General features: G+C 54.4%; 1 rRNA gene. It reads left to right on the forward strand.

Features of this window, described 5'->3' with window-relative positions:
* Positions 1 to 80: 80 nt before the first annotated feature.
* Positions 81 to 1651 (forward strand): 23S ribosomal RNA (locus BLU09_RS37965); the annotation flags it as partial.

A 1651-nucleotide genomic window follows, 5' to 3' on the forward strand; every position in this document is an offset into this window, starting at 1 on the left:
TGCGAAGAGCAGGAGTCTGGGCCTTGGTTTCGAGTTTCGACAATCCGCCGGGAGGCGGGCGTGAAACAAGAGATTAGGGCAAGTAAGCTACTAAGGGCGTGCGGTGGATGCCTAGGTGCCAAGAGGCGATGAAGGACGCGGGTGGCTGCGAAAAGCCCCGGGGAGCTGTCAACCGAGCGTTGATCCGGGGATGTCCGAATGGGGAAACCCAGCGCTGCGAATAGCGGCGTTACCTTTCACTGAATACATAGGTGGAATGGAGCTAACCAGGGGAAGTGAAACATCTCAGTACCCTGAGGAAGAGAAAACAATGAGTGATTCCCAAAGTAGTGGCGAGCGAAATGGGAGAAGCCCAAACCGAAACCACGAAAGTGGCGTCGGGGTAGCGGGTCCACGGTAGGACTTTGACTTGCTAGCGGAAGCCTCTGGAAAGAGGCACCAAAGAGCGTGATAGTCGCGTACGCGAAAGCGAGTTGGAGCTGAGTGGGTTACCCAAGTAGGGCGGGACACGTGCAATCCTGCCTGAATCAGCCGGGACCATCCGGTAAGGCTAAATACTCCTTGGCGACCGATAGTGAACAAGTACCGCGAGGGAAAGGTGAAAAGAACCCCGGTAAGGGGAGTCAAAAGAACCTGAAACCGCATGTCTACAAGCAGTTCGAGCACTACGGGGCAACCCAGTGCGAGAGCGTACCTTTTGCATCATGATTCGGCGACTTAATATACGTAGCGAGGCTAAGCCGTTAGGTGGAGCCGGAGCGAAAGCGAGTCCGAATAGGGCGTATAGTTGCGTGTATTATAACCCGAAGCGGGGTGATCTACACATGGCCAGGTTGAAGTGCGGGTAACACCGCATGGAGGACCGAACTCGTGAAAGTTGAAAATTTCTGAGATGAGCTGTGTGTAGGGGTGAAAGGCCAATCAAACTCCGTGATAGCTGGTTCTCCCCGAAAGATATTTAGGTATCGGCTCGGGCAATTCAATGCCGGAGGTAGAGCACTGGAACGGCTAGGGGTCTCACCAGATTACCAAACCGTACCAAACTCCGAATGCCGGCAATTGTTATCCCGGGACGCAGTCAGTGGGTGATAACGTCCATTGGCAAGAGGGGAATAACCCAGACCGACAGCTAAGGCCCCCAAATCTAGTCTAAGTGAACACTAGAAAGGATGTGGCAGGTCATTGACAACCAGGAGGTTGGCTTAGAAGCAGCCATCCTTTAAAGAAAGCGTAATAGCTCACTGGTCAAGACAGGCCGCGCCGAAAATGTAACGGGGCTCAAGACTAGTGCCGAAGCTTCGGGTCACACGTAAAGCGTGTGGCGGTAGGGGAGCGTCCCAGTTGCAGCGAAGGTCGACTGAAAAGGCGGCTGGAGCGGCTGGGAGTGCTGATGCCGAAATGAGTAGCGTTAAAGGGGGTGAGAAACCCCCTCGCCGTAAGCCCAAGGTTTCCTGGGTCAAGTTAATCTTCCCAGGGTTAGTCGGAACCTAAGCCGAGGCCGAAAGGCGTAGGTGATGGAAAGCGGGTTAATATTCCTGCACCATCTTGTGAGCGTTGAACTAAGGGAGGACGGAGAAAGCTAGGCGAGCTGACCGGTGGTTGTGTCAGTCTAAAGGCGTAGGGGTGTCGCGTACGAATAAAGGCGCGGCAG

This window comes from Myxococcus virescens, assembly GCF_900101905.1.
Lineage (GTDB): Bacteria > Myxococcota > Myxococcia > Myxococcales > Myxococcaceae > Myxococcus > Myxococcus virescens.